This is a genomic window from Nonomuraea sp. NPDC049129 (genome assembly GCF_040648495.1).
Lineage (GTDB): Bacteria > Actinomycetota > Actinomycetes > Streptosporangiales > Streptosporangiaceae > Nonomuraea.
This window is the reverse complement of record NZ_JBEZDU010000001.1, coordinates 184,945-208,877: the sequence shown is the minus strand read 5'-3', so window position 1 is coordinate 208,877 and position 23,933 is coordinate 184,945. Positions and strand designations below refer to the sequence as shown.

Below are 23,933 nucleotides of genomic sequence, written 5' to 3'. Positions count from 1 at the left end.
CGTGACAGTCTCTGTGGTTGCGTCCCTGCGATGCCCCTGCGGGGAGAGGAAGAACGGATACCCGGCGACTGCCTTGACGGGCACCGGTTCTTCCGGCGGCCGGATCCCGGGGGAGCGGGGCCCGGAAGGTGCGCCGGTCGCCGTATCAGGGTGTCTCGCGCTGAAGGTCTTCCCATGGCTGGTCGGCGATCGCGCCCACCAGCAGTGGTCCGTTCAGTAGGTTGGCGGTGAACGTCACGCCACCTGGCCTGTCCGGTACGAAACGTTCGTCGAGCTCTCGCCCTGTGCGTCGCGATATGCGGTGTTCCATGTGGCGGCTCGCTTTCTATCCGTCGCTGCCCTGTATTCCGCAACGCTGGACGCGTGTTCCTCTGAGTTGAGTATGGGACTGCTCATGCCCCGGCTGACCGGCGTGCCGTGTCTCCGATACTGAGGGTTAGGAGGTGACCATGCGGTTCGAGGTCGCGAAAGCGCTGGCCGTGAGCATGATTGCGCTGGCGGCGCCACCAGCGATGGCCAGACCGGCGGCAGCCGAGTCGCCGGCCCCGCCGACCCCGCAGACGGACACGCCTACCAACACGCCCACCAACACGCCCACCAACACGCCCACCAACACGCCCACAGACACCGACACGGACACACCCGCGCGGTCCTGCGCGCCTCTGGGCGATGCGGACAGCGCGTACGGGCCCAGTAGAGGGCCCGTGCCCAGGGTCGTGAATATGACCAAGAAAGATGCCGTGGCCGCGCTGGAGCAGGGCGGCTTCCACACGAAAGCGTCCTCCAAAGCGGCGGACGACTGGATCGTGCGCGGTCAGCGCCCGAGAGGAGACGCCTCCTGTGGCTCTACCGTGACCATCTACCTGGAAGCTCCGCCCGGCACGGACCCACGCACGCTGTCCTGCGCGCCTCTGGGCGATGCGGATAGCGCGTACGGGCCCAGTAGAGGGCCCGTGCCCGGGGTCGTGCATATGAGAAAGAAAAACGCCGTGCCCGCGCTGAAGCAGGGCGGCTTCCGCGCGAAAGCGAGACCCTCCAAAGCGGCGGACGACTGGATCGTGCGCCGTCAGGTCCCGAGAGGAGGAAGAGACGCCCCCTGCGCCTCCACCGTGACGCTGTACCTGCGCCCCGGGACACCAGATGAACAGGGCCAGAACCCCGGCGTGGTCGGCCCCACGCCGTCGGCCGGCCTCGACCCCACCAAGACGGACTCCTCGAGCAGCGTGGAGTCGCCCGGATGGCGGGTGGCCGTGGCCACCATGGCGGCGGGCGTGGCGGCCTGGGCGGTATACCGGGCCGTTCGCGGGCCTCGGCCCGCCCCGGCAGCCTCCGTCGTCTGCGTGCCGGGCGCGGATCCGTCCCCGGAAGTGGAGGTCCGCGACGTCGCGCCCACGGTCGGGGTCACCTTCGTGTGCCACCACGATCAGGGCCGCCAGGAGATCAGGGAGATTGTACGGTGACCGCAGCCTTCACTACCCATCCGAGCACCGCCGACCTGCTCCTCTACGTCGATCCGGACCGCGCGGCCGAGGAGTTGTCGCGGGCCGTTGACAACCGCCAGGTGCTCGACGAGATCAGGCAGCAGGTCCGGATACCGTCCGGCGAACTGGCGCACAAGGCCGGAGAGGCGGGTGCCGAACTGCTGCAGGGCATCGACCTGGGGTCGGTCCTGCTGAACGGCTGGGCGAAGTACCGCGATCTGCGGGCCGCCGCCCGCAAGACCCTGGATAATCCTGGCACGGGCCAAGTGGTGCCGCTGGCCGAGCACGAGGTCGTCTCCCATCACGAGCCGTACGTCGAAGTGCAGGTCAACGGGCAGCCGATGGGCCGGGTGACGTTCGGCGTAGACCTGATCCTGCATGTCACGATGATGCAGGCGGGCGTGCGCGCCGGTCGGCTCATGCTCCTGACAGGGGGTGACTGCACGGCTGCCATCGCCTGCACGATTCAGGGCGTGGAGGTGGCCAGGAAGGACTGCGCGCTGGTCACGCTGCCGATCAACTGCGACCTCGGAGAGGGTTACCCCCTGCTCGAGGAGACCAGGTCCGCGGACTGACGGAGGTTTCTACTCTTCGGTGGTGGTGGTGGCGGGCTGGTAGACCGCGTCATCGTCGCGCTCACACCAGAAACCGAACGCGTGCGCCCCGGGATGTGCCTCGAACAGGGTGGACCCCTCGTCGTCCACGCCGTCGCCTCTGAAGCCACGCCAGAGATCTTGGCAGTACAGCAGGTCGACCAGCCGCCGTACGCGGCCGTCCCAGCGGATCCACACGGCCAGTATGCCGCCCGGTCCGGCGGGCTCGCGCACCAGTGCCGCGTGAGCGTCGCGAATAGGCAGAAGGCCAAGACGATGACGTCCTGGCCTTCTGGATTTTCGGACTGGATCTTTTGCCAGACGGGGCTCTACCCGCTCTGGCGGCGTTCGTCGGGGACGGGCAGTTTCGGTAACGGGAGCGAGGACCTCGTCCGGGATGCGCTATGCCGCATGCGTAATTGCCGCCACGCCGGCACCCACAACGTCTGGACGTCGCGCTCGGGGTTCGAGCACGCCCAGATGAAGGCGCGTACCAGCTTCTCGGGCGGCAGCCGGGGCGAGTTGAGGGCTTCGCACAGACTGCTGGTGCCGAAGGCCTTGCTGGAGCGGCGGGTCAGTTCGCGGTAGCTGGCTCGCCGGCCCAGATCCGCTTCGACACATTGCCCACCGCCACCACCATCACTGTCCGTGGGGTGAGCGCCCGGTTACCGGCGACGCGCGGCCAGATCGCGGCCTTGTTGCCAGCGGGCCAGCGCCTCGGGGGACACGCGAGCGTAGCGGGACAGCGAGGCGACCGGGGTGTGGCCGGAGTAGGCGAGCAGGGTGGAGGTGTTGGCGCCGTCTTCGGCGGCGTGGGTGAGCGCGCTGTAGCGCAGCTGGTGCAGTGTGTACGGGCCGCTGGGCAGGTCGGCGGTGGCTTCCTCTCGGGCGGCGCTCTCGTACAGGAGCCGGAACAGGGTGCGGTCGCGCAGGGGCAGGGTCTGCCGGGTGAGCAGCGCCTCGACCTGGCCGCGGTCCAGGGCCTTGGTGCGGTCGGGGGTGCGGGCGCGGCGGCGCAGCGGGTCGCCGGGCAGCCAGTCCTGATCGCGCCACCAGGCGCAGGCGGAGCCGAGCGCGTCCGTGCGGGCGTTGAAGGTGGCCGCGGCCGCGCCACCCCAGCGGCCGGTGAACCACTCGGCGAGGCGGGTCGCGCCGGCCTCGCCCTCCAGCTCGGACAGTGACGCGTCGGCGCCGAGCTCGACGGCCGGTCCCCATCGCACCCCTCCGAACAGCTATCGCAGATAAGCACCCCGAGTCGCCCGGCCCGGCGTGGGAGCGCTCCTTGGAGCGTCCGATCCTTTGTCGAACCGCCCTCGCTTGCGAGTCCATGAGCATTGGCGGCAAGCTGGAGCGGTGGACTTAGGCATCATCAGTCTGGTCGTCTCGATCGCGATCGGCGTTCCACAGATCTACCTCGCCTGGCAGCAGGTACGCCTATCCCGGCATCAGGCGACACCCCGGCGGACGCGCCGGGCCGAGAACGCGCCCCGTCCCCCATCGCCTCCGGCTGCCACAGCCACCGAGCCGACGGCCTCTCCCGATCCCGCGCAGCCACCCCACGCCCCCACCGAGCCCACGCTCGCAGAGTCCCATCAGCGCCACGATCAAGAGGCCCATCGGCGCCTCGATCCGCAGCCCAACCCGCGTCTGGATCCGCAGGTGGCGGAATCTCGCCCCACCCCTCCGCCGCCGGACGCCCCGTCCGAGGATGCGGCGCGCGGTATCAACCCTGGCCTGCGGGACTACATCGCGCCGGCATCCCTGTGGATCGGGGGCTTCGTAAGCCTCTCCGCTCTCGGCTGGATCTTCGGATATGACGACCTGGCCAAGGAATACACGACCCCCACGGAGCGCGTGCAGCTGTCCGTCAGTCTCTGGTTCATGGCCGCGGCGCTCCTGATCACCAGCTCTTCGACCGGGTTCACCGCGTACGTGTGGCACCGCGAAAAGGCCGTCAACGACGACAATGAGGAACGCTTCAACCTGTACGTGGTGATGGCGGTGCTCGGCGCGCCACTCGCGCTGTGGCTCGTGATCGCCCGGCGCGCCGTGATGTTCTGACCTCCGGTTACCTGAGGAGGTCCGCCGAAACGATCACGATCGAAGACGACCCGGGCGTGCGTGCGGGGGGTCGGTGGTCAGCCTGCGGCGGAGTCGCGGGTGCGGCCGTGGGCATCGTGCGGGAGGTCGGCGTAGTGCCACTGGTGGTCGCGGGCGTGCCGGCACGCGGTCTCCAGGTCGCCGTCCTCGATCGTGGCCAGCAGGTCGGCGTGGTCGCGGACGATGTCGTGCAGGTCGACCTCGGTGGCGACCATCGTGACCGAGGTGCGTGCCTCGATCTGCAGGCCTTCCCATGAGAGTTTGAGCAGCTCGTTGTGCGCGGCCTCGACGATGCGCCGGTGGAAGGACACGCTGGCCCGCGCCGACGCCTCGCCGTCACCGCTCTCGGCGGCGGCCCGCATCGCCGCCACGTCCGTACGCAGCGCCTCCACCGGCATGGTCCCGGCCAGCAGGGCGAGCCGGGTGGCCGTCTCCTCCAGCGCCGCCCGTACGACGTAGCTCTCGCGTAGCGTCTCCTGGACGAAGGGCCGGACGAAGGTGCCGCGGCGCGGCTGGGTCTCCACCAGTCGCATCACCTCAAGCTCGCGCAGCGCCTCGCGTACGGGCGCCTGACTGGTGCCGTAGGTCGCCGCGAGCCGGGTCTCCACCAGCCGCTCGCCGGGCCTGAACTGGCCGGACACGATCCTGCCGACCAGCGAGTCACGGATCTGCCGGGCCAACGTGAGACGCGGCAGCTTGGAGGGCTCATCAGCCATGGAGTGATCCTACCGATTATCGATAGCCGTCTTGACTGAGGATACCTCGATAATCAATTATCGATAATTACACGCCGAGGGCTTGGAGGGCCGCGACATGGTGATCCAGGCGGTGCATATGCCGGAGTCCGCCGAGGCCGTGGTCGCCTGTTCGGCACGGGGTGGCTGGATCATGGGTGGCGGCACCGTCGTGATGCCGCTGGTGAGCAGCGGGGCCGCGCCCGTGACCGAGCTGGTCAGCCTGCGCCGGGCGGGGCTGGACGGCGTCGAGGTACGCGACGGGGTGGCCAGGATCGGGGCGGCGGCCACCCTCGCCGCCGTCGGCGAGCATCCCGGGCTCGCCTTCCTGCGCCCCGCGCTGCGGACGATCGCCTCTCCGACCATCCGCAACCAGGCCACCTTGGGTGGCAACCTGTTCGTCGCGCAGCCGTACGGCGACCTGGCCGTGTGCCTGCTCGCCCTCGACGCGACCTGCGAGATCGCCGGGCCGGACGGCCGGCGCGACGTGCCGGTGGCCGACGTGCTGGGCTCCGGGGTCGGCTCGGGTGAGGTCGTCGTGGCGGTACGGGCCACGGTGCCCGAACCGGGCACCTGGTACTACCACAAGGCCATGCGCCGCCGCCTCAACTCGGCGGCGATCGTGACCGTCGCCTCTGTGACCCGTACCGCCGACGGCGCGGTCACCGGCGATGGCGTGGGGACCTCCGACGGCCTGGTCACCTCCGATGGCGTGGTCACCTCCGTCGCGATCGCGCTTGGCGGTGTCGCCCCGCGTCCGGTGCGCGCGGTGTCGGCCGAGCGGCTGCTGCGGGGGCGTCCGCTGACCCACGAGGTCCTCACCGAGGCGGGTGAGGCGGCCGCCCGTGGTGACATCGACCCCTTCGATGACGCTTACGCCAGTGCGTGGTACCGGAGGCGGGTGCTGCCCGTGCATCTGCGGCGCGCGTTCATCCCTCCCGTGGTGCGGTGACCGCGATGGTTTCCCGGGTGGTTCGTGACACGACAGAAAGAGGTGGACCGTGCCGTCACAGATCGTCTCGCTCGTCGTCAACGGTGAGCAGCGGGAGTTCATCGCCGCGCCAGGGGCCACGCTGCTCGCGAGTCTGCGTGAGTCGCTGGGCCTCACCGCGGCCAAGCGCGGCTGTTCGCAGGGCGCCTGCGGTACCTGCACCGTCCTGGTCGACGGTCGGCCCGAGGTGGCCTGCCTTGTCGCGGTGGAGACCGTCGCCGGCCGCGAGGTCCGGACGCTGGAGGGGGTCGCCACCGGTGGTGAGCTGGACGAGGTGCAGAGCGCCTTCGTCGACTGCTTCGCCACTCAGTGCGGCTTCTGTACGGCCGGCATGATCATGGTCGCCGAGGCGCTGCTCGAACGGGATCCCGATCCGAGCGAGGAGGACGTCGTGGAGGCGATCTCGGGCAACGTCTGCCGGTGCACCGGATACCGGCCCATCGTGATCGCCATCCTGGAGGCGGCCAGGCGTCGGCGCGCCCAGCCCCAGCAAAAGGAGGAGGTGGTGGCGCGATGACCTATCGGCCCGCCCCTACCGAGACGAGCACGGAGGAGGCGGCGGCGCGATGACGGACCGGCTCGCCCCCACAGACCGGCTTGCCCCCGCGTACCGGCTCGCTCCCATTGACACCAGCACGTTCGCCGACGAGCGGGCCGCCGCGCGCACCGAGGTGGACGGCGGCGGCGATTTCACCGTGATCGGCTCGGTGGTCCAGCGGTCCGACGCGCGCGGCCACGTCACCGGCCGTACCGAGTTCTTCGAGGACGTGGCCCCGGCGAGGCTCGCCCACCTCAAGATGCACCGCTCCGACCGGCACCACGCCAGGATCCTGGACGTGGACCTGACCGAGGCCCTGGCCGTGCCCGGTGTCCTGCGGATCCTCACCCACGCCGACATCCCGAACAACCTCTACACCCCGCTCAAACTGATCGGCGTCGGACCCGATGACGAGCCCATCCTGGCCGTGGACAAGGTGCGCTACCTCGGCGAGCCCATCTGCGCCGTGGTCGCCGAGACCGAGGCGGCCGCGCTGGAGGGTGCGGCCAGGATCAGGGTCGCCTACGAGGACCTGCCGCCGGTCTTCGACGTCGAGGAGGCGTTGAAGGAGGGCGCGCCGCTGGTCAACGAGTACCACGGGCAGAACCACTTCATTTACGAGGGCCACCACTGCCGGCGGATCCGGTTCGGTGACGTGGAGGCGGCGTTCGCGCGGGCCGATCACGTCTTCGAGTGGCGCTACCAGTCCGCGCCGATCGAGCAGGCTCCCACCGAGACCACCGGGTGCGTCGTGGTCCCGCAGGCCGACGGGCGGCTGCGCATCCACTCCGACACCCAGGCGTGCTTCTTCACCCTGGACAACACCGCGCTGATCCTGGAGACGCCGTTCAACAAGTTACGCATCGTCGGCGGTACGGTCGGCGGCGGCTTCGGCGGCAAGGTGGACGTGGTGGTCGAGCCGGTCGCGTGCGTGGCCGCGATGGCGGCCGACCGGCCGGTCAAGTTCGTGTACGACCGGGCCGAGGAGATGCAGGTCTCCTCGCCGCGCGCGGCCGAGCGCATCTACATCAAGGACGCCGTCATGGCCAATGGCCGGATCATCGGCCGCAAGGTCACGCTGTACGTCGACGCCGGCGCGTACGCCCGCCACACCCCGTACGGCACCACCAAGGCCGCCGCGCACCTGCCCGGCCCCTACTCGATCCCGAACGTGTGGGCCGACTGCCACTGCGTCTTCACCAACCGCACGCCCTCCAGCGCCATGCGCGGGTTCGGCGTGACCATCGCCGACTTCGCGCTGGAGTCGCAGATGGACCGGATCGCCCGCGCGCTGGACCTGGACCCGCTGCGGCTGCGCCTGCTCAACGCCTACCGCGACGGGGACATCAAGGCCCACCGCAAGGTCGCCGAGGGTACGGCCCTGGTCGAGGTGATCCAGAAGGCGGCGGAGATGGCCGGGCACGAGCTGCCCGAGGCGTACCGCCGCATGTCCTCCACGACCCGAGACACGACCCGAGAGGGGCTGTAGCGATGGCGAAGCTGCGCGGGCGCGGGTACGCGTCGGTCAACTACCCGACCGGTATGAACCTGGGCGGTGACCCCTCGCAGGCGCTGATCCATGCCACGACCACGGGCACGTTCGTGATCTCGTTGTCCTCGGTGGACCTGGGCCAGGGCATCAAGACGATCGCCGCCCAGTGCGCCGCCGAGACGCTCGGCCTGCCGATCGAGAACGTCCTCGTCGACACCGCCGACACCGACACCGGCCCGCACTGCATGGGTACCTTCGCCAGCCGCGGCACCCACCGCGTCGGCAACGCCGTCATCATGGCCGCCGCCGAGGCGCGCGGCGTGATGCTGGAGGTCGCCGCCGAGGAACTGGAGGTCGACGCCGCCGACCTGGAGACCGACGGCACCGGCTTCATCCGGCTCAAGGGCGCGGAGGAGAAGCGCATCCACATCACCGACCTGGCGCTGGCCGCGCACTTCAAGCACGGGCGGACGATCTCCGGCCGCGGCATCTACCTCAAGGAACCGAGCACGCCGGTGCCCGAGACGGGGGAGATGGATCCCGACTCCTGCCAGGCGCACGCGTGTACGGCCGCCGTCGTCGAGGTCGACGACGAGACCGGGGTGGTCGAGGTGCTGGAGCTGTACAACGCGTACGAGATCGGCCGGGCGCTCAACCCGGCCATGGCGACGCAGCAGGTGGAGGGCGGGGCCTGGATGGGCGTGTCACACGCCCTGTTCGAGACCACCGAGCCCTATTACCCGTCGCGCGACCACGGGCCGCGCGACTTCGCCGGGTACCTGATGCCCGGCCCCGCCGACATTCCCGTACAGCACAGCCTGTTCCTCGAGCGCCCGGCCGGAAACGGCCCGTACGGCGCGAAGGGGATCGGCGAGATGACGGCGAACGCCCCGATCCCGGCCATCGCCAACGCGATCTTCGACGCCTGCGGCGTGCGCCTGGAGTCGATGCCGTTCACCCCCGAACGCGTCCTGCGCGGGCTGGACGCCCTGCGCCTGAAAGTGGAGGAATCATGCTGAAAGTAGTCTCCCTGCTCAAGCGGGCCGAGGGCCTGTCCCATGAGGAGTTCGCCAAGTGGGTGGTGGAGGACCACGTGGAGTTCGCCAAGAGGCTGCCCGGCCTGCGCAAGTACACGGTCAGCGTCACCACCGGAGACGGCGGGGCGTACGACTCGGTGAACGAGCTGTACTTCGACGACGAGGACGCCCGCGCCGCCGCGTTCGGCTCCGAGAACGGCAAGGCGGCCGCGGCCGACGCCGCCGCGCACACCTCCCAGCGCGTCCACCTGTTGACCACCGAGCACGCCCAGTTGTGACCGCCGCCGGGCTCTGGCGCGAGCCCGAGCTGGCCGCCGCGCTGGAGGGGGCGGGCTACTTCGCCGACGAGGGGCTGTGCACGGCCATCCACCTGGCGTTGCGGCTGGGCCGGCCGCTCCTGCTGGAGGGCGAGCCGGGCGTCGGCAAGACCGAGGTCGCCGCGGTGCTCTCTCGCGTCACCGGCCTGGACCTGATCCGCCTGCAGTGCTTCGAGGGGCTGGACTCCGGCCAGGCGCTGTACGAGTGGGACTACCCCAAGCAACTCCTCCAGGTCCGGGTGGCCGAGAGCCGTGGCCAGGACGTCGGCGACCTGTACAGAGAGGAGTTCCTGCTGCGCCGGCCACTGCTGCGCGCCGTACAGGCCGAGCGGGGCGCGGTGCTGCTGATTGACGAGATCGACCGGGCCGACAGCGAGTTCGAGGCGTTCCTGCTGGAGTTCCTGGGCGACTTCCAGATCACGATCCCGGAGCTGGGCACGGTACGGGCGCGTACGCCGCCGATCGTCGTGCTGACGTCCAACCGCACGCGCGAGCTGCACGACGCGCTCAAGCGGCGCTGCCTCTACCACTGGATCGCCTTCCCCGAGCCGGATCGCGAGCGGGCGATCCTGCGCGCGGCCGTCCCCGGGCTCGAGGAGCGGGCGGCGGAGGGGCTCGTACGGGCGGTGCAGCGCGTACGACGGCTGCCGCTGCTCAAGCGGCCCGGCATCGCCGAGTCGGTGGAGTGGGCACGAGGCGCCCTGGCGCTGGCCGACGGCGGCAGCCCGTGGCCCGTGGCGCTGCGCCGGGCACTCGGCCTGCTGATCAAGGACGAGGAGGACACCCGGCTGCTCCTCGCGCACGCGGAGGAGGTGTTCGACGATGCCTGACCTGACCCCCGCCGCGGACCATCTCTGGGGGTTTCTCACCGCGTTGCGCGGCGCGGGCGTGCCCGCCGCGCCGACCAAGCGCGCGGACCTGCTGCGGTCGATCGCCGAGTCCCCGCCGCCCGACCTGACCACGCTGTACTGGTACGCCCGGATCACCCTGCTCCAGGACGTGGGCGACCTGCCCGCCTTCGACCGGGTCTTCGACGCCTGGTTCCGGCAGGGCGGACCCGGCGAGCAAGGCCCGCCGCCCGAAGGCGACGACGGCGAGGCGCCGTCCCCCGGTGGACCCGGCGAGGACGACCCGCCACGTGAGGTACGGCCGGGCGACGGCATCGAGGCCAGCACCCTGAGCACCTACGGCACGCGCGAGTTCGGCCGGACCGGCGAACAGCGGTACGCGCTCATGCGCACGCTCGAAGCCGCCTGGCCCGCCGTACTGCCCGCCACGCCGTCACGGCGGCGCCGCCCGGCCCGGTCGGGGGACCGGCTGGACGTGCGGCACGCGTGGCGGCGCGCCCATCGCCACGACGGGGAGATCATCGAGCTGCGCCGCCTCGCCCGCCCACCGCGTCCGCGCCGCCTGCTGATCCTGGTGGACGTCTCCGGTTCACTGCGGCTGCACACCCCGGACCTGCTCCGCGTCGCGCACACCGCGCTGCGCGCGGCGCCGGCCCGTACGGAGGTGTTCACCTTCGGCACCCGGCTCACCCGGATCACCGCCGCGCTGTCGCACCCGCACGCCGATCAGGCGCTGCGGGCCGTGTCGGGGCTGGTCACGGACGCGGACGGCGGTACGGCGATCGGCGCGGCGCTGGCGCGTTTCCTGGGCAACCCGCGCTTCGCGGCGCTGGCCCGGGGCGCGCTCGTGATCGTGCTGTCCGACGGGCTCGAACGCGGCGACTGCGTCCCCATGGTGCGCGCCACGGCCCGTCTGTCGCGGCTCGGCCACCGGCTCGTCTGGTGGTCCCCGCTGGCCTGCTCGCCGACCTACCGCCCCGCCACGCGCGCCATGGCCGCCCAGCTCCCGAGTCTGGACCACCTCGGCGGCGTACGCGATCTGCCCACCGCATTGGAGGAGGTACGCCACCTCCCCGCCGTCCTGTCCGGCCCCCGCCACACTGCGGCGCGGCGCTGGTCCACCCCACGACCCATGGGAGCGTAAGTTTTGGACGGATTAGTTTTGGCCGGAATCGTGGACGCGCACCACCACATCTGGCGGGCCGCCGACCTGCCCTGGCTCCAGGGGGAGATGGTGCCGCGCATCTTCGGCCCGTACGAGCCGATTCGCCGCGACTACCCCGCTTCCGAGTACGTCGGGGAGGCCACCGCCTGCGGCATCACCTCGGCGGTCTACGTCCAGGCCAACTGGGCGCTCGGCCGTTCTGTGGACGAGGTGCGGTGGCTGCGTGACGTACACGCCGAGACCGGCTGGCCCACCGCCGTGGTGGGTTCGGCAGACCTGTTCGACGAGGGCGCGGCCGACGTGCTGCGCCGTCAGGCCGCCGTGACCTCGCTCGTGCGCGGCACTCGGCTGCAACTGCACTGGCACGAACGGCCGGAGTTCCGCTTCGCCGCCGCCCCCGACCGCATGAAGGATCCCGTCTTCCGGCGCAACATCGGCGTGCTCGCCGACCTGGGCTGGCTGTTCGAGCTGCAGGTGTTCCCCGCCCAGATGGCCGATGCCGCGGCCCTCGTGTCTGACTTCCCGGACGTGACGTTCGTGCTGGTCCACGCCGGTATGCCGGTGAGCGCCGAGCCGCCGGCCGTCGCGGAGTGGACCCGTGGCCTGAGGCTGCTGGCCGAGCGGCCCAATGTCGTGGTGAAGCTCACCGGCCAGGGCACCTTCGTGCACCGGGTGGACCGGTCGCTGATCGAGCGGGTGGCGGCCACGTGCCTGGAGCTGTTCGGCTCCGGGCGGTGCATGTGGGGCAGCAACTTCCCGATCGAGAAGCTCTGGACCGACCTGCCCACCCTGCTCTCTACCTGGCAGGACGTGCTCTCGGAGCGATCCGCCGAGGAGATCCGGGACGTGTTCGCCGCGACGGCCACCCGCGTCTACCGCCTTCATGAGCCGCTGGTGGAGATCGCGTAACGTGCCTGAAAATCGGGATCTATCCCGTTAAGGTGCATGGGGTCCGTTCCGGCCGTCACAGGAGTCACTCCACTCATGCCGAATGCCGAACCGCTGCACCCCGGCGACCCCGAGGTGATCGCGGCCTACCGGATCGTCGGGCGTCTCGGTGAGGGCGGCCAGGGCATCGTCTACCTGGGTCAGGCCCCGGACGGTCGGCCGGTGGCCGTCAAGGTGCTGCGGCAGTCCGTCGGCGGCGACGACCGCTTCGCCAAGGAGATCGCCGCGGCCCGGCGCGTGGAGCCGTTCTGCATCGCCCAGGTGCTCGACGCGTCGATGGGCGGCCGTCCGTACATCGTCAGCGAGTACGTCGAAGGTCCCTCCCTGCAGCAGGCGGGCCGCCATAGCGGCGGCGACCTGCAGCGCCTGGCGGTCAGCACGGCCACCGCGCTGGTCGCCATCCACCAGGCGGGCATCGTGCACCGCGACTTCAAGCCCGCCAACGTGCTGCTCGGCCGCGACGGGCCGCGCGTCGTCGACTTCGGCCTCGCCCGCGTCGCCGACTCCGCCGTCACCGTCACCAGCAGCGTCGTCGGGACGCCCGCGTACATGGCCCCCGAGCAGTTGGCGGGCGCGTACGTCGGCCCGGCGGCGGACGTCTTCGCCTGGGCTTCGGTCATGGTGTACGCGGCGACGGGCACGCCGCCGTTCGGCGAGGATTCGCTGCCCGCGGTCATCAACCGCATCCTGAGCCAGGAGCCCTTCCTGGGCGACCTGCCGGAGCCGCTGCGTTCGGTCGTGTACACCTGCCTGGCCAAGGATCCGGCCGCCCGCCCACAGATGCAGGACGTCCTGCTACGCCTGCTCGGCGGTGCCAACAGCGCGGGGAACCAGCACCTGCCGCCAGCGCCTCAGCACGCCCCGCCTGGCCCTGGGCACATTCCGCCCGGTCCGGGGTACGCCCCGCCAGGCCCTGGGTACGCCCCACCCGCTCCGGGGCACGTTCCGGCAGTTGGCGGTCAGCGTCCCGCGCGGCCGCGTCGTCGCTTTCCGCTGGTCGCGGGCGTCTCCGGAGTGGTAGCCGTGTGTCTGGCGGCCGGCGTCGTCGTCTGGAAAGGCCCGCTGAACGGGGGCGCCGCTCTATCGGCTCTGGCCGCGAACTCCAGCGAGCCGTCCCCCTCCGCCACCACGACCAAGCACAAAAAGACCGCCGCGCCCAAGAAGACGCAGACCTCGCCGATCACTCCCAAGCCCACGCACTCGCGCTCCACCCCCAAGCCCACGCACTCGCCCTCCACCCCCGAGCCGTCGCAGGAGCGCACCCCCGTCCGCTCTACCCCCAAGAACACGCCCAAGAACACGCCGAGGCCTACGAACACACCCACGAACACGGCGACGAAGAAACCGACGACAACCCGACCGTCGCCGACCGTGACCAAGAAGACCAAGGCCGCCTCCTTCAGCCTCGCCTACGTGCGGGTCGCCGGCTCGTCGAAGATCAACGACGAGGGGATCACCTGCTACAGGGGCTCGTTGGGCTTCGGCATCGGCATTGACTCCTCGCAGATGGGCGCCGCGTTCTCCTACCAGTGGCTCGTCGACGGTCAGGTGATCGAGAGCGGCTCCAGGCGGATCCCGTCCTACGGCCGAAGCGACTATTTCGGGTCGAAGAAGCAGATCACCCCCGAGCTCGGTACCAAGCACACGGTCGTCTTCCGGCTCACCTCGCCGACACAGCGCACCAAGTCGACCTCGTGGACCATGTGCTGACCCACAGCCCTCAAAGGCGCAGCGACGTCACCGCTGGACAATTCAATTCTTGAGGAAGTTAATTACCAGTACAATCGGTTGCACACCCCAGCCCTCTCGGGAGGCACCAGTTGCACTGGGTCATCACCGGCACACTGCTGGCCGGATTGCTCACCGTTCCCAACACCCCCACCGACACCTGGACCGTCAAGGCCCCCACAGGCGGGCCCGTCGCCACCGTCCACCTCGACACGCAGGGCCGCCCGTCCGTAGCCGTGTCGCGAGACGGCGCGACCGTACTCGAACCCAGCCCGCTCGGCGTCACCACGGAACAGGCCGACCTCACCACCGGCCTGAGTCTGACCGGCCGTTCCGGCCGCGTGGTCGTCGAGAAGTACACCACCACGGCCGGCAAGCGCCTCAATCGCCTGTCCGTGATGAACGAGACCCGCTTCCGCTTCACCCGTGGAGATGCCAAGCTCGACCTGGTCGTCAGGGCCGCCCGCGACGGCGTCGCCTACCGCTACGAACTGCCCGGCGCGGGCGCCGTCCTCAGCGAGGCGTCGGCGTTCGCCGTCCCCGCCGGGTCCACCGCCTGGCTGGCCGGTCACCGCCGCGACTATGAGAACCCGTTCATCCAGTACGCCGACGTCCCCCCGGCCGAATACCAGATGCCCGCCCTGTTCGGAGTGGGCCAGAACTACCTCCTGCTGGCCGAGTCGGCGCTGAACGGCTCCTACACGGGTCCCCGCCTGGTAAGCGACCAGGGCACCTACAAGATCGCCCTCTGGGACGCGCGGGTCCCCTACGACCACGGCCTGACCACGCCCTGGCGGGTCATGGTCACGGGCGACCTCGCGACCGTCACTGAGTCCACCCTCGTCGACGACCTCGCGCCCGGATCCCAGGTCGCCGACACCTCGTGGATCAAGCCGGGCAAGGTGCTGTGGAGCTGGCTGGCCGGTGGCCGGAGCGTGCAGCAGAGCCTTGAGCAGCAGAAGGAGTTCGTCGACTACGCCGCGCAACACCGCTGGCCGTACGTGCTGGTGGACGCCGGCTGGTACGACGATCCGGTCACCGGCGAGCGGGCCTGGACGGATCGGACGGCCGAATTCACCTGGATACCCGAGCTCGTCGAGTACGGAAAGGCGCGCGGCGTCGGCATCATGACCTGGCTGCGATTCTCCGACTTCGACACCCACGACAAGCGCGTTCAGCGCTTCGGATTGCTGCGTCAATGGGGCGTCAAGGGTGTCAAGCTGGACTTCATCGACTCCGAGGCGCAGGAGCGGCTGCAGTGGTACGACGGGACGCTGCGCGATCTGGCCGACAACCAGCTCATGGTCAACTTCCACGGCTCGACCGTGCCCAAGGGGATCAACCGCACGTGGCCCCAGGTCATGAGCATGGAAGGCGTGCATGGCGCGGAGAAGTCGTCGAACCTGACCACCAGCCACCTGGCGGCCCTGCCGTACACGAGGAACGAGATCGGCTCGATGGACTACACGCCGATGGCCTTCCAGCGCCCCAGCCGGCCCACTTCCGACGCGCATGAGCTGGCGCTGTCGGTGGTGTTCGAGTCGGGGCTGGAGAATCTGGCCGGGTCGCTGGAGGCGTACCGGGCGCGGCCCGAGGCGGAGCGCTTCCTCGACCAGGTGCCCACGGTGTGGGACGAGACGCGGCTGCTGTCCGGCAAGCCGGCCGACCACACGGTGATGGCCCGGCGTAGCGGCGACCGCTGGTTCATCGGCGCCGGAGTCTCCGGGGCGGCCCGGATGCTGCAAGTGCCGACGGGCTTCCTGCGGGGCCGGTGGCTGGTCGAGGTGACCGGCGACGGTGCCGATGGGCTCGTCCGTGAGACGCACGTGGTGCAGGGCGGCACACTGCCGGTGGAGGTCAAGGCGGAGGGCGGGTTCGCCGCCATCGCCTGCCGCTGGCGCCCCGGCTTGACGACCTGCGCCCGCTGAGGCTGAGGAACAGCACGGGCACCCCGGCCGATGTGCCCGTTGGGGAAACAGCGGCCAGGGACGCGGGCGCCCAAGCTCGCGTCCCTGGCCGACCATGAACGCGCTTCAGTAGCCCGGCAAGCGGTTGCAGAAGCCAGAAACTCGGATCTTTACAGGGCCTTGACCGCTCTCCATGCCGGAAATACCGTCATTGGTGCCTAATACCTCCGATCTATTCACGATGAGGGGCACCCTATGGATCGGCGAGACCTGCTGAAGGCCGGGGGCGTCCTGGCCGGGAGCGCACTGCTGGCCGGCGGCTTACCCGGACCGGCGTCGGCGGCACGGGCGGTGACTTTCCGGGTCATGACGGCCGCGACCGGCGTGGCGGCGAGGACCGACCGGCGGCCCGTCGCGGGGGGAGTCCACGATCCGAAGGCGGGGACGACGTTCGTCTCCTGGGGCGGGACGAACGAGGACAGCTACGTCCAGGCGTTCCGCCACGGCCGCTGGTCGGCGCCGCTGAAGATCATCGACGGGCGGGGCGACTCCCACAACTACCCGACCATGGTGCAGGCCGACGATGGGCATCTCGTGGTGGTCGTCGGGATGCACAACGGCGAGACCGTGGTCGCCAGGTCCCCGCAGCCGCACACCATCGACGGCGAGTGGAGCTCCCGGGTCGTCGCGGAGGGCGCGGCGGCCAGCTATCCGATGCCGTTCAAGGCGGCCAACGGGCACCTGTTCGTGTTCTTCCGGGAGACCACCCGGACCGTGGATCCGAGCGCGCCGACGGACAACCGGCCGATGCTGTTCATGAGGTCCACCGACCACGGGGTCACCTGGCAGAGCTCCAAGCAGCTCACTGGCCTGCCGTACGTGCTCGGCTCGACCGACAGGGCGGACAACCTCAACGAGATCTACGTCGGGCAGCTGAGGTACCAGCGGTGGCCCGAGCGCGTGCACCTGGTGTGGACGCTGGCCGGTGGCGGTCCGGACCAGCACCGGCACGACTACTACCACAAGGACATCCACTACGCCTGGTTCGACCCCAACGCGCTGACCTTCCACGCCGCCGACGGCACCGACCTCGGGCCGCAGCTGACCAACGACGAGATGGAGGGGCCCTGCAAGGTGGCGGTGACGCCACTTGAGCGCCCGGCCGACGTCGTCTCGCCCGACTACATCCAGCTGGTCGGCTGGCTGCGGAACGGCCGGCCGTTCGTGGTCTGGTTCACCAGGGACGACGCCCTCGGATTCCACGACTTCGCCTCGGTGTGGACGCCACGCGGCTGGCAGACCAGCGAGGTGGCCACCGGGCTGCGTACGAGGGAGATGGAGCAGATCGGGCCGGACACGTGGCGGGTCTACACGACGGTAGACGGGCAGTCCGGCATCGCGACCCATCGGCTGGAGCACGGCCGGCGGTGGACGCCCGAGACCGTGATCCCCACTCCCAAGCCGGTCCAGCGGATCGAGCTCATCACCCGCTTCCGTGACCCGGCCAGGATCCTGGCCACCGGAGCGTCGAGCGCCCGCGAGGTCACCGTGGCCGACGGCGACGTCTACGTGGCGGGCCAGGACTGAGCCGGCCGTCCGGGCGGGGGCGGCTCGGCGCCATGTTTCCTCAGGTCAGCACCACTGCGATGCCATCTTTTCCGCATATCACCGAGAATGCGCATTTATCCGCAGTTGAACCCCACAAGGGAGGCAGCCGTACCAGGCCGAGAGAGAACGGAAAGGGTAATCATGAACATGCGCACCCTCATTGTCCCCGGCCTTGCTGCCTCCCTCGTACTGATCGCCACTTCGCTCAACCCGATTTCCGCACAAGCGACCACCCCCGTTTACCTGGCCGCGTCGCTCAAAGGCGCGAACGAAGTGCCCGCCCAGGGCATGAAGGTAGGTGACGCGGACGGAAGCGCGCTCGCCGTGTTCCGCATCCATGGCAACCGGGTCGACTACGCCGTCCGGTGGAGCAAAGTAGACGCGCCCAGCGGGTTCCACATCCACCGCGGCGAGGCGGGTGAGAACGGCGACGTCAGGGTCCCGTTCTTCGTCGAGGCGCTGCCCAACACGTTCCACGCCGTCAAGGGCACGGTCCAGGTGCAGGACGGCGCTCTGCTCAGCCGCATCGTCAGCCATCCCGGCAAGTGGTACGCCAACCTGCACAACGCCGAGTTCGGCGGCGGCGCCGTACGGGCCCAGCTGTACCGGATCCGCCCGGTGGAGCTGGAGTCGGTGCTGTCGCACGGGTTCGGCGCCACGCTCACCACACGGGCCGACGGGCGCCAGGAGATACCGGCACCCGGCATGAAGGTCGGCGACCGCGACGGGCGCGCCGGTTGGCTGGTCCAGCCGGAGGGCAACCGGGTGTGGTTCGCCGCCGCGTGGGCGGGGGTCGGGCCACCGGTCGGCGCGCACATCCACCGCGCCCCGAAGGGCAAGAACGGGCCGGTGGTCGTGCCCTTCTTCGCCGCCGAGAAGGGCCTGCCCGCCAGCGTCAACGGCATCGCCGGCAGCACGACCACCTCTACAGCGGTGGCCCGCCGCATCTGGAAGAAGCCCAAGAACTGGTACGCGAACCTGCACACCGCCGCGTTCCCGGGCGGCGCGGTACGCGGCCAGCTCTACAAGGGCGACTGGTAAGCCGCCCCGCCTCTACAAGGCAAGGCTCACGCGCCGTCCGAGCACGGCGCGTGAGCCTTGTAGAAGCGGGTGATCGACCAGGTCATGGCCGATGGCGGCGGCAGCGAGCACGCACAGTTCTTCTTCCCGTCAGCCTCTCTATGCACAACGTTCACACGGGCCCTCCAACGTGTCCGCTCGAGGGCAACCGGCTTGGCCGGTTGCCCGTGCGTGCATGCAAGTGAAGGGACTGCGCCTGATGCGGCCAGCAGCAAGACATTTATTCGACGGCGTACGGAGCCGGGGGCGCCTGGCCGCCGTCGGCACGGCCGTGGCGCTACTCGTGAGCAGCCTCGTGACGGCGGCGTACGCCGACCCGGGCCCGGCGGAAACGGACCGAGGACGGCCCACCCCGACGCCGACCACTTCCCAGAGCCCTCCGACGCTCACTCCCATCAGCGGGTCCTACCTCGAGGGCAAGGTGAAGGTCGCCGCGACCCCGGTCGCGGCCGGAGACAGCGTCACGAAACTCGCCATCGACGGCGCCGCGGTCAACGCCACCAAGACCGTGGGCGTCTCCAAACTCCGCTTCGACGTGGGCTCCAACTCCACGGAGGCGCAGTACCACAGCTACGTCCTCGTCAACGGCGCGCACCGCAGCGACATCGGCGACTACGTGAACGAACGAGCCACCATCGACATCCCCAACGAGCAGCTCGTCAAGGGCGAGAACACCGTTGAGATCGTCGTCGGCACCGTCCAGTCCTCCTGCGGCACCAACTACGACGACTTCGTGCTGTCCGACGTGGGCCTCGAACTGCTCGGCGAGGTCGCGGACGGCGAGGACAACCCGTACACCCTGTCCTTCGGCGACGGCAGTTGCGGCACGAACACCTCGCTGCTGAAGCGGGCCACGCTCAAGTTCTTCGTCCAGGCCGACCCGCAGGGCACCACCGGTCTCGCGGCGGAGCTGGACACGACGACGCTGGCCAACGGCGAGCACGCCATCACCGCCACGACCGCGGCCGGGGCGAGCGTCAAGAACACGGTGACCGTGAACAACGCCCCGGCCGGCGCGCCGCGGCTGATGCCCACGGACGGCACGCTCGTGGCGGGCACCAAGCCGGTCTTCGCGAACGTACCGGCCACCGGCGAGGGCGGCGTCAAGTCGCTCACCGTCGACGGCGCCGAGCCCGTCACGAAGGCCACGCTCGGCAACGGCGCCGCGAAGCTCGGTTTCGACGTGGGCGCGGACTCGATCGACGACAAGTACGACAACTTCCTGCTCGTCAACGGCAAGCGCGTCGACCTGGGCGGCTCCTGGGTGAACCAGCGGGTGACCGTCGCGGTCCCGGCCAGGTTCCTGGTCCCGGGCGACAACACGATCAAGCTCGTCACCGGGGACTACAAGGAGACCTGCGGCAACGGCCGCGACGACTTCACGATCACCAACCTGGACCTCGCCCTGGACGGCGCCACCGTGAAGGGCCAGGACATCAAGTCGTCGTACGAGATGGGCGACGGCACCTGCGGCAGCAACCAGAGCGCCCTGCGCGAGGCCGAGCTGCGCTACACGATCGACGCCCCGGCGGTGCACGTCATCGAGACGCTCGGCTCGGGCGACGCGACCCTCAGCTTCAACGTGGGCACCAACTCGATCGAGGCGCGCTACCAGAACTACCTGCTCGTCAACGGCCAGAAGGTCGTGCTCGACGGCGACTTCGTCAGCCGCCGCGTCGATTTCACGATCCCGAACGAGTTCCTGGTGCCCGGCTGGAACACCATCGACTTCGTGGCCGGCACCTTCCCGACCTCGTGCGGCAGCAACCGCGACGACTTCGCGATCTCGAACATCGCCCTCACCCCGGTGGGCGGCACGGCGACCGGCCAGATGGTCAAGACCTCGTACGGCATGGGCGACGGCAACTGCGGCGACAACGTGAACCCGCTGACCGAGATCGACCTGGAGTTCCTCGTGGACGCCCAGGCCCGCGGCCTGCGCGCCGACCTCGACACCAAGGCCATCAAGGACGGCAAGCACACGCTGGAGGCCACCTCGGCCGCGGGCAAGGCCGCCACGCGCCTGCTGGTCACGGACAACTCGGCGCCGAAGGTCGCCAAGAGCGTCCCGGCCGCGAACGAGAAGATCACCGCCTCGGTGATCCTGGACGTCAAGCTCGAGGACGCCTCGGCCGTCGTGTCCGGGCCGGACGTCAAGCTCGACGGCCGGCCGATCGAACTGGGCGCCAAGGTGGGGCCCGGTCTTCGAGCCGGCAAGCACACGCTGGCCGTGACCGGCGCCGACGGCCTCGGCAACACCGCGGTCCGCGAGGTCGTCTTCGAGTCCGCGGGCATCCCGGACGTCCCCGCCGAGCTGACCCCGGCGCTGGGAAGTGTCGACGTGTCGGATCCGGTCAAGCTCTCGGCGAAGGTCGCCGAGCCCGATGGCGGCCGGTTGACGGCTACGTTCTCGGAGGCCAAGATCCTGGCGCCGGACCAGGCGTACCAGGGCACGACCCAGACCCTTCCCACGACCCTGCAGGTTCCGGGTGAGAAGCGCGTCAGGACGGACGGGCTCGACCCGGCCGACGGCAAGACACTGGACGCGCCCACCGGCCAGGACGTCACGTATCAGCGGTTCGACGTCCAGGTCGAGGGGCACGTGGACTCGCCGGTCCTGCGGTGGGAGGGCGTCATCGACCCCGAGCGCCTGGTCGCGCTGCGGGTGTGGAACACCAAGGACAAGGCGTGGGACCTGCTGACGAGCGCCCGCGGCGCCGCCACGGGCAAGACCGCACTCACGGCCGTGGTCGACACCAAGTACATCGACAAGCGGCAGGTCCACGTCATGGTGACCGGTGAGGACCCGTTCGCCGACGACATCGAGCCCGGCGACCCCAACGGCTTCGCCGACCCCGCCACCTACGACTTCTCGATGGTCCACTTCACCGACACCCAGTACATCTCCGAGGGCGCGGTGGAACAGGAGACGCCCGAGGAGCGCGCGGTGTGGGAGCGCGCCTACTCCGGCATCGTCGACTGGATCAAGGCGAACAAGGACCAGCGCAAGATCTCGTACGTCGCGCACACCGGCGACATCATCGAGAACAACATCCGCAAGCCCGCCGACGAGGCCACGCAGAAGCAGGTCGTGGGCGAGTTCGAGGTGTCGTCGAAGCAGCAGCGCGTGCTGGACGAGGCGAACATCCCCAACGGCGTGATCGCCGGCAACCACGACAACCAGTCCGGCACCGAGGAGGGACCGGAGGCCATCTACAACAAGTACTACGGCCCCAACCGGTACCAGGACGCCTCCCAGGGCTGGCAGCACGCCAAGTACGGCGGGCCGTGGAAGGAGGGCGACAACCAGAACCACTACGACCTGTTCTCCGCCGGTGGGCTGGACTTCGTCGTGGTCGGCCTGTCGTACGGCGTGACGAGGGACGAGGCCGAATGGGCCGACTCCATCTTCAAGAAGTTCCCGGGCCGCAATGGCATCCTGCTCTCCCACGACTACCTCGTGCCGAGCACCAACCCCGACGGGCGCGGCGCCGGATTCTCCGCGCCCGACGGCTCGATGCTGTACAAGACCGTGGTCGAGAAGAACCCGAACGTCTTCCTGATCCTCGCCGGTCACGAGCACGGCGTGGGCACCAACGTGAAGCCGAAGGTGGGCCAGGTCGGCAACGGCGTCGTCGAACTGCTGGCGGACTACCAGTTCTACACGGTCTCGGCCGACCGTCTCGGGCTCACCGAGATCGGCGGGTACAAGCCGGACGACCAGCTCCAGTTCGGCGCGAGCTTCTTCCGGCTGCTGTCGTTCAACGTCAAGCGGGCGGAGCTGAGCGTGGACACCTACTCGCCGCTGCTCAACGACTTCGGCGCCACCGAGTTCGATCCGCTGCGCCGCTACAACGGCAAGGAGGACAACATGGTGCTGCCGGTCGATCTCACCTCCCGTACGACGAGCTTCCAGACCGACTCCCTGGCGCTCTACAAGCCCAGCCGGATCATCGGCAAGAGCACGGTGACGTCGGGCGAGGTGGCCTCGGTCACCTGGGACCGGCTCAAGGACGACACGGCCTACGCCTGGTTCGTCACGGCGCGTTCGGCAGGCGGCGGTGTGACCGCCTCCGAGCCGAGCGTCTTCGTCACGAAGGACAAGGACGGCCGTCCGGGCAAGTGGGGACCTGACTCGCCCATGTACCACTGGTTCAACCGCTGATCCAGCCGCCGCCCCGGACCTGGTCCGGGGCGGCATCCCCCTCTTGGAGACACGAGACATGCCCCATATGCGGCGGTTGGCCACGCTCGTCCTCGCCGTCGTCCTAGGTGGCGTGCTGGCCGGCCTGACGCGTCCCGCCCCGGCGGCGGCGCACGACGTCACGACGACCGCCCAGACCGAGGTGACCGGCACGGGGACGAACGTCAAAGTCGTGCTCGACCTCGAGTACGACCTGCTCATGAAGTCGGCCTGGCTCTACGCGGAGGCGTACGAGGCGAAGGAACGGGCCGAGCAGCTTCGCCAGCTCACGATCAACCGCGACGCCGTGACCACGTACGTCACGCGCCGCTTCGACGTGGCGTACGAGGACAAACCGTGCGCGCCCACGCAGGTGGGCGCGGCGGACATACGCCTGCGCGACAAGGTGGCCTTCGCCGTGCTGACCTACGCCTACGCCTGCCAGGGCGACGGCGGGGGAGCGCACGCGATCTCCAGCGCGCTGTTCCCCGACGCCGAGAGCTTCGTCCACAGTACGAAGACCATCGTCCGCTACGACGTCGACGGCGAGAAGGGCTCGGCCGTCCTGGCCGCCGCGAACCCGACGCTCAAGGTCGGCGAGCATCCGGCGCCGAACCAGATCGGCGAGTTCTTCCTGCTCGGCACCGAGCACCTGCTGTTCGGCCTGGACCACGTCCTCTTCCTGCTCGCGCTGCTCATCGGCGCGCGCCGCCTGCGGGACGTCGTCATCACGGCCTCCGCCTTCACCGCCGCCCACAGCATCACGTTCCTGCTGGCGGCGATGGGGGTCGTGGACGTTCCCGGCCAGATCGTCGAGCCGATCATCGCGGGCTCGATCATCGTCGTGGCCCTCGCCAACCTCCTGGGCCGGGGCGAGGACCGGCTGGGCAGATGGCGGCTGCCCATCGTGTTCGCCTTCGGGCTGGTGCACGGGCTCGGCTTCGCGGGCGCGCTGGACATCGACCAGAGCGGATCGTGGGAGCTGCTCCTGTCGCTGCTGAGCTTCAACCTCGGCATCGAGGCCGCGCAGCTCGCGATCATCGCCGTGCTCTTCCCGCTGCTGGTGCTGCTGCGCCGCACGCCCGCCGCCCGCTGGGGGGTGGTCGCGCTGTCGGTCCCCATCGTGGCGGTCAGCCTGTACTGGTTCGTCGATCGCATCCCGCTGCCGCTCTGACCGGGCACC

At 69.9% G+C, this 23,933-nt stretch carries 21 protein-coding genes; 18 read left to right on the top strand and 3 right to left on the bottom strand.

Features of this window, described 5'->3' with window-relative positions; all coding sequences use genetic code 11:
* Nucleotides 1–449 precede the first annotated feature (449 nt).
* Together AB0B64_RS00950 and AB0B64_RS00945 are read left to right on the top strand one after the other, a co-directional pair.
* Nucleotides 450–1,460: a PASTA domain-containing protein gene (locus tag AB0B64_RS00950; RefSeq protein WP_358173587.1), complete on the top strand. Its 1,011-nt coding sequence runs from the start codon at nt 450–452 to the stop codon at nt 1,458–1,460.
* On the top strand, nt 1,457–2,056 hold the full coding sequence (locus AB0B64_RS00945; RefSeq protein ID WP_358173585.1) for a hypothetical protein: 600 nt from the start codon (nt 1,457–1,459) through the stop codon (nt 2,054–2,056). The genes AB0B64_RS00950 and AB0B64_RS00945 overlap by 4 nt, the downstream gene beginning before the upstream one ends.
* Before the next feature lie 9 nt (nt 2,057–2,065).
* On the opposite strand, the gene AB0B64_RS00940 is transcribed toward AB0B64_RS00945, so the two are convergent.
* Nucleotides 2,066–2,308: a hypothetical protein gene (locus tag AB0B64_RS00940; RefSeq protein WP_358173582.1), complete on the bottom strand. Its 243-nt coding sequence runs from the start codon at nt 2,306–2,308 to the stop codon at nt 2,066–2,068.
* Nucleotides 2,309–2,317: 9 nt separating this feature from the next.
* Here AB0B64_RS00940 and AB0B64_RS00935 point away from each other — a divergent pair, with 9 nt between their 5' ends.
* The gene (locus AB0B64_RS00935; protein WP_358173579.1) at nt 2,318–2,662 is read left to right on the top strand and encodes a hypothetical protein; all 345 of its coding nucleotides are present in this window, start codon (nt 2,318–2,320) and stop codon (nt 2,660–2,662) included.
* 77 nt (nt 2,663–2,739) lie between these two features.
* Here AB0B64_RS00935 and AB0B64_RS00930 read toward each other — a convergent pair whose 3' ends face one another.
* Nucleotides 2,740–3,294, bottom strand: coding sequence for a hypothetical protein (locus tag AB0B64_RS00930; protein ID WP_358173576.1), 555 nt, complete (start codon nt 3,292–3,294; stop codon nt 2,740–2,742).
* A gap of 133 nt (nt 3,295–3,427) precedes the next feature.
* On the opposite strand from AB0B64_RS00930, the gene AB0B64_RS00925 reads away from it, so the two are divergent.
* Nucleotides 3,428–4,135, top strand: coding sequence for a hypothetical protein (locus tag AB0B64_RS00925; RefSeq protein ID WP_358173573.1), 708 nt, complete (start codon nt 3,428–3,430; stop codon nt 4,133–4,135).
* A gap of 77 nt (nt 4,136–4,212) precedes the next feature.
* Here AB0B64_RS00925 and AB0B64_RS00920 read toward each other — a convergent pair whose 3' ends face one another.
* The gene (locus AB0B64_RS00920; protein WP_358173569.1) at nt 4,213–4,890 is read right to left on the bottom strand and encodes a GntR family transcriptional regulator; all 678 of its coding nucleotides are present in this window, start codon (nt 4,888–4,890) and stop codon (nt 4,213–4,215) included.
* 97 nt (nt 4,891–4,987) lie between these two features.
* Here AB0B64_RS00920 and AB0B64_RS00915 point away from each other — a divergent pair, with 97 nt between their 5' ends.
* From AB0B64_RS00915 to AB0B64_RS00850, 14 genes are all read left to right on the top strand, one after another.
* Complete coding sequence (locus AB0B64_RS00915) at nt 4,988–5,860, top strand: FAD binding domain-containing protein (RefSeq protein ID WP_358173566.1); 873 nt, start codon at nt 4,988–4,990, stop codon at nt 5,858–5,860.
* Between the two features lie 49 nt (nt 5,861–5,909).
* Entirely contained in the window at nt 5,910–6,416 is a 507-nt protein-coding gene (locus AB0B64_RS00910; protein ID WP_358173564.1) for a (2Fe-2S)-binding protein, read from the top strand.
* A gap of 49 nt (nt 6,417–6,465) precedes the next feature.
* Nucleotides 6,466–7,926 carry a molybdopterin cofactor-binding domain-containing protein gene (locus tag AB0B64_RS00905; RefSeq protein WP_358173561.1) on the top strand — a complete coding sequence of 487 codons (1,461 nt, stop codon included), beginning with the start codon at nt 6,466–6,468 and terminating at the stop codon, nt 7,924–7,926.
* A 2-nt stretch (nt 7,927–7,928) separates the two neighbouring features.
* Nucleotides 7,929–8,948 carry a molybdopterin cofactor-binding domain-containing protein gene (locus tag AB0B64_RS00900; protein ID WP_358173558.1) on the top strand — a complete coding sequence of 340 codons (1,020 nt, stop codon included), beginning with the start codon at nt 7,929–7,931 and terminating at the stop codon, nt 8,946–8,948.
* Entirely contained in the window at nt 8,942–9,244 is a 303-nt protein-coding gene (locus AB0B64_RS00895; RefSeq protein ID WP_357952352.1) for an EthD family reductase, read from the top strand. The genes AB0B64_RS00900 and AB0B64_RS00895 overlap by 7 nt, the downstream gene beginning before the upstream one ends.
* Entirely contained in the window at nt 9,241–10,113 is an 873-nt protein-coding gene (locus AB0B64_RS00890; RefSeq protein ID WP_358173556.1) for a MoxR family ATPase, read from the top strand. Before AB0B64_RS00895 ends, AB0B64_RS00890 begins: the two co-directional genes overlap by 4 nt.
* Nucleotides 10,106–11,275 (top strand): VWA domain-containing protein, encoded by a 1,170-nt coding sequence (locus AB0B64_RS00885; RefSeq protein ID WP_358173553.1) that lies wholly within the window; start codon nt 10,106–10,108, stop codon nt 11,273–11,275. Before AB0B64_RS00890 ends, AB0B64_RS00885 begins: the two co-directional genes overlap by 8 nt.
* An 18-nt stretch (nt 11,276–11,293) precedes the next feature.
* Nucleotides 11,294–12,205 carry an amidohydrolase family protein gene (locus AB0B64_RS00880; protein ID WP_357952356.1) on the top strand — a complete coding sequence of 304 codons (912 nt, stop codon included), beginning with the start codon at nt 11,294–11,296 and terminating at the stop codon, nt 12,203–12,205.
* A 75-nt stretch (nt 12,206–12,280) separates the two neighbouring features.
* Nucleotides 12,281–13,954: a protein kinase gene (locus tag AB0B64_RS00875; RefSeq protein ID WP_358173550.1), complete on the top strand. Its 1,674-nt coding sequence runs from the start codon at nt 12,281–12,283 to the stop codon at nt 13,952–13,954.
* A 110-nt stretch (nt 13,955–14,064) separates the two neighbouring features.
* On the top strand, nt 14,065–15,900 hold the full coding sequence (locus tag AB0B64_RS00870; RefSeq protein ID WP_358173547.1) for a glycoside hydrolase family 97 catalytic domain-containing protein: 1,836 nt from the start codon (nt 14,065–14,067) through the stop codon (nt 15,898–15,900).
* 234 nt (nt 15,901–16,134) lie between these two features.
* Entirely contained in the window at nt 16,135–17,466 is a 1,332-nt protein-coding gene (locus AB0B64_RS00865; protein WP_357952359.1) for a BNR-4 repeat-containing protein, read from the top strand.
* A gap of 162 nt (nt 17,467–17,628) precedes the next feature.
* Entirely contained in the window at nt 17,629–18,528 is a 900-nt protein-coding gene (locus AB0B64_RS00860) for a CHRD domain-containing protein (RefSeq protein ID WP_357952360.1), read from the top strand.
* Between the two features lie 238 nt (nt 18,529–18,766).
* Nucleotides 18,767–22,732: a metallophosphoesterase gene (locus tag AB0B64_RS00855; protein ID WP_358173545.1), complete on the top strand. Its 3,966-nt coding sequence runs from the start codon at nt 18,767–18,769 to the stop codon at nt 22,730–22,732.
* Between the two features lie 58 nt (nt 22,733–22,790).
* Nucleotides 22,791–23,924, top strand: a complete 1,134-nt coding sequence (locus tag AB0B64_RS00850; protein ID WP_358173542.1) for a HupE/UreJ family protein — start codon at nt 22,791–22,793, stop codon at nt 23,922–23,924.
* Nucleotides 23,925–23,933 lie beyond the last annotated feature (9 nt).

Bases quoted from the DNA above. Each gene is read 5' to 3' on its own strand.
- AB0B64_RS00950 (WP_358173587.1), top strand. From the start codon at position 450: ATGCGGTTCGAGGTCGCGAAAGCGCTGGCCGTGAGCATGATTGCGCTG.
- AB0B64_RS00920 (WP_358173569.1), bottom strand. From the start codon at position 4,890: ATGGCTGATGAGCCCTCCAAGCTGCCGCGTCTCACGTTGGCCCGGCAG.
- AB0B64_RS00915 (WP_358173566.1), top strand. From the start codon at position 4,988: ATGGTGATCCAGGCGGTGCATATGCCGGAGTCCGCCGAGGCCGTGGTC.
- AB0B64_RS00905 (WP_358173561.1), top strand. From the start codon at position 6,466: ATGACGGACCGGCTCGCCCCCACAGACCGGCTTGCCCCCGCGTACCGG.
- AB0B64_RS00900 (WP_358173558.1), top strand. From the start codon at position 7,929: ATGGCGAAGCTGCGCGGGCGCGGGTACGCGTCGGTCAACTACCCGACC.
- AB0B64_RS00895 (WP_357952352.1), top strand. From the start codon at position 8,942: ATGCTGAAAGTAGTCTCCCTGCTCAAGCGGGCCGAGGGCCTGTCCCAT.
- AB0B64_RS00885 (WP_358173553.1), top strand. From the start codon at position 10,106: ATGCCTGACCTGACCCCCGCCGCGGACCATCTCTGGGGGTTTCTCACC.
- AB0B64_RS00875 (WP_358173550.1), top strand. From the start codon at position 12,281: ATGCCGAATGCCGAACCGCTGCACCCCGGCGACCCCGAGGTGATCGCG.
- AB0B64_RS00865 (WP_357952359.1), top strand. From the start codon at position 16,135: ATGGATCGGCGAGACCTGCTGAAGGCCGGGGGCGTCCTGGCCGGGAGC.
- AB0B64_RS00860 (WP_357952360.1), top strand. From the start codon at position 17,629: ATGAACATGCGCACCCTCATTGTCCCCGGCCTTGCTGCCTCCCTCGTA.
- AB0B64_RS00855 (WP_358173545.1), top strand. From the start codon at position 18,767: ATGCGGCCAGCAGCAAGACATTTATTCGACGGCGTACGGAGCCGGGGG.
- AB0B64_RS00850 (WP_358173542.1), top strand. From the start codon at position 22,791: ATGCCCCATATGCGGCGGTTGGCCACGCTCGTCCTCGCCGTCGTCCTA.